Genomic DNA, 3,209 nt, shown 5'->3' on the forward strand with positions numbered 1-3,209 from the left:
CCGCGGCCGTGCTGGGCGGCGTGACCGTCTACGCCGTCGACCAGCACCGCGACGCCGAGCAGCTGCGCGTGCAGCGGTCCGAGCTCGACGAGGTGCTCGGCGCCCCCGACGCCACGTTCGCGACCGCGCCGGTCAAGGGCGGCGGCATCGTGAAGGTCGTCGTCTCCCCGCGCACCGACCGGGCCGTCATGGTGCTGTCGCAGCTCCCCGCCCTGGACGAGGAGCACGACTACCAGATGTGGACGCAGGTCGGCGACGAGATGGTCAGCGCCGGCGTCGTGCCGCGCGACGAGCACGGGCGCGTCGGCACCCACCTCATGGAGGGCGTCGACGAGGTGTCGGCGGTGGCCCTGACGGTCGAGCCCGCCGGCGGCTCCGACGGTCCCTCCTCGGACCCGATCGCCCTCGTGGAGACGCCCGGCGCCTAGGTGTGGGTGGCGATCAGCCGCCGGAAGAACGCGATGCCGCGCTCCAGGCTGTCGACGCGCAGGTGCTCGTCGGCGGCGTGGATCGCGTCGCGCTGCTCGCGGGTCATGTCGAACGGGCTGAACCGGTAGACCGCGTCGCTGATCCGTGTGAAGTGCCGGCTGTCGGTGCCACCGGTCTGCACGTACGGCACCGGCGCGGCCCCGCCGAGCGTCTCGACGATGACGGCGCCCAGGTGCGCGAACGCGTCGTTGTCGGTGCGCGAGACGGGCGGCGGGTTGGCGCCGCGGGCGGACGCGATCTCCACGTCCAGCCCGCCGAGCAGCGACTCCAGCCGGGCGGTCAGCTGGTCGATCGTGTCGCCGACGGCGAGCCGCACGTTCACCGTCGCGCGCGCCTCCTGGGCCAGGACGTTGGACGCCGGGCTGCCGGACAGCCGGGTGACCGCCATCGTCGTGCGGGCGATGGCGTTGGTCTCGGGGCCGAGCCGGCTCAACAGGGCCGCCATCGGCCGGTTGACCTTGTCGACCCGGCGCAGCACGGCGCCCACGGGAGCCGGGGTCAGGTCGGCCAGGTGACGCATCATCTCCACGACGGGCTCGCTCAGCCGGGCCGGCGCCGGGTTCTCCTCCAGCCGGACGATCGCCCGGGCCAGCCGCGCCGTCGCCCCGTCGGCGCGGGGCGTCGAGGCGTGGCGCCCGCGCCGCGGGCGACGAGCTCCACGTCGACCGTCCCCTTCTCGACGATGGCGATCATCGCGGTCGGTCCCTTGACGCCGGGGAAGGCGCCCTCGACGACCGCGCCGCCCTCGTCGTTGACCAGCCACGGCCGGACGCCGGCGGCCTCGAGGTGGTCGACCACGCGTCCGGCGCCGTCGCCGAACACCTCCTCGTCGTCACCGAACGACAGGTAGACGTCGTGCTCGGGGACCAGGCCCTCGGCCAGCATCCGCTCGACCGCCTCGGCCACCGCCACGAGGTGGCCCTTGTCGTCCAGCGCCCCGCGGCCCCAGACCGCCCCGTCGACGACGGCGCCGTCGAACGGGTCGCGGCGCCACTGCTCGGCCGGCGCGGGCACGACGTCGTAGTGCGCCATGAGCACGAGGGGCTGCTCGGCGGAGCGTCCGGCCCAGCGGAACAGCATCGAGCCGCCGACCATGGTCAGCTCGAGGCGCTCGTGCAGGAGCGGGTACAGCCGGGCGAACGTCTCCCGGAAGCGCACGAACTCGGCCTCGTCGCGCTCGTCGGGCGCCGAGACGGTGCGGCACGAGATGAGCTCGGCCAGGTGGGCCGCCGCCGTGCTGGTCGTGGTCGTCCGGTCCGTCATCGCAGGACCTCCGGCGTCGCGTCGACCGGCTCGGGGTCGGCGAAGGCGAGCCGTGGCACGAACAGCAGCAGCACGGTGGCGACGACCGCGGTGGCCGAGCAGACGATCCAGACGGTGTAGTAGCCCGACAGCGAGCCGGCCGTGTGGTCGGGTGCGGCGCCCACCTCGACCGCCAGCGCGACGCCGAAGACGCAGGACGCGAACGAGCCGCCGATCGTCTTGGCCGTGTTGGTGAGACCGGTCGCGACGCCGTGCGGCCCTCGGGCGCCGCGGCCGCGGCCGTGGCCGGGGAGCGCCGCGACCAGGGCTCCAGAGCCGATGCCGGCCACGACGATGCAGGCCAGCACCTGGGCGACGCTGTCGTGCAGCGGGACGAGCGCGCCGTAGCCGACCGCCACCAGCGACGTGGCGCCGATGAGGCAGGCCCGCGGGGCGATCGCCTGCGAGACCGGGCCGAACAGCAGCGCGCCGACCAGCAGGCTGAGCACGTAGCCGCCGATGATCGGGGCGACGCTCGAGGAGTCCAGCCCGAGGCCGAACCCGTACTCCTCCGGGTCGGTCTGGGCGAACGTGGAGAGCGGGATCTGCGCGCCCAGCACGCTGACGCCGAAGAGCAGCGCGGTGGCCTGCACCGGCCACATCGCCGGACGTCGCATCACGCGCAGGTCGATGAGCGGGTCGGCGGTGCGCAGCTCGTGCCGCGCGAACGGCACGAGCACGGCCAGGCCGAGCACCATCGCCAGCCACGGCCACGGCGAGTCCGCGCCGACCAGCCGGACGAGCGACAGCCCACCGGTCACCGCGAGCAGGCTGACGCTGACCAGGGCGAGCCCCGCGGCGTCCAGGACGCCCTCGGTGCGCTCGTGCTCGCTCTCGACGCACAGGTGCACGACGACGACCACGGCCGTCGTCAGCACCGCGGGCACGGCCAGCACCAGCCACAGCGAGTCGAACAGGCCGGTGAAGACGCCCGCGCTCAGGGCACCGGCGATCGCGCCGGCCTCCAGCGCGGCGACGATGACGCCGGTCGCGCGCCGGGTGGCGGCCGCCCGGTCGGGCATGCCCAGGCTGCGCCGGTAGATGAGCGCCACCTCGAGCGGGAGCCAGACGGTGAAGACGCCCTGCAGGCCCAGAAGACCAGGTAGGCCGCGAAGCTGGTCGACAGCGCGATGCCCCACGTGGCGACGGCGGTGACCACCGCCGCGACCAGCAGCAGCCGCTGGTGCCCGACCAGGTCGCCCAGCTTGGACAGCGCCGGGACGACCAGGGCCGAGACGAGCAGCTGCGCCGCCTCCAGCCAGTTGACGTCGCCGTCGCTGATGCCCAGGTGGCGGGCCACGTCGGTGGCCAGCGGCGTGTAGTAGCCCTGCAGGAACCCGCTGACCAGCTCCACGAAGACCAGCGCCCCCACGAGGCCGGCGCCCACGGACGCGGCGCGGGGGGGCGCGGCGCGGGGG

Annotated in this window: 5 protein-coding genes; 1 reads left to right on the forward strand and 4 read right to left on the reverse strand. The window is 74.7% G+C overall.

Features of this window, described 5'->3' with window-relative positions:
- Positions 1–428: anti-sigma factor (locus AC2W7G_RS12420; RefSeq protein ID WP_485868713.1), on the forward strand; the 428-nt coding region annotated here is incomplete at its 5' end.
- Here AC2W7G_RS12420 and AC2W7G_RS12425 read toward each other — a convergent pair.
- The 4 genes from AC2W7G_RS12425 to AC2W7G_RS12440 all read right to left on the reverse strand — a co-directional run.
- Complete coding sequence (locus tag AC2W7G_RS12425) at positions 425–1,081, reverse strand: M20/M25/M40 family metallo-hydrolase (protein ID WP_485868717.1); 657 nt, start codon at positions 1,079–1,081, stop codon at positions 425–427. The two genes, AC2W7G_RS12420 and AC2W7G_RS12425, sit on opposite strands and share 4 nt — an antisense overlap.
- Positions 1,030–1,752 carry a M20/M25/M40 family metallo-hydrolase gene (locus tag AC2W7G_RS12430; RefSeq protein ID WP_485868714.1) on the reverse strand — a complete coding sequence of 241 codons (723 nt, stop codon included), beginning with the start codon at positions 1,750–1,752 and terminating at the stop codon, positions 1,030–1,032. The genes AC2W7G_RS12425 and AC2W7G_RS12430 overlap by 52 nt, the downstream gene beginning before the upstream one ends.
- Positions 1,749–2,843 carry an MFS transporter gene (locus AC2W7G_RS12435; protein WP_485868715.1) on the reverse strand — a complete coding sequence of 365 codons (1,095 nt, stop codon included), beginning with the start codon at positions 2,841–2,843 and terminating at the stop codon, positions 1,749–1,751. Before AC2W7G_RS12435 ends, AC2W7G_RS12430 begins: the two co-directional genes overlap by 4 nt.
- Positions 2,729–3,209, reverse strand: a 481-nt coding sequence (locus AC2W7G_RS12440) for an MFS transporter (RefSeq protein ID WP_485868716.1), incomplete at its 5' end; no start/stop codon positions are given. The genes AC2W7G_RS12435 and AC2W7G_RS12440, both read right to left, overlap by 115 nt.

The organism is Aeromicrobium sp. PFPM2_SD2 (assembly GCF_057364525.1).

What these genes read in the sequence shown, in the direction of transcription:
- AC2W7G_RS12430 (WP_485868714.1), bottom strand. Translation starts at nt 1,752, where the DNA reads ATGACGGACCGGACGACCACGACCAGCACGGCGGCGGCCCACCTGGCC.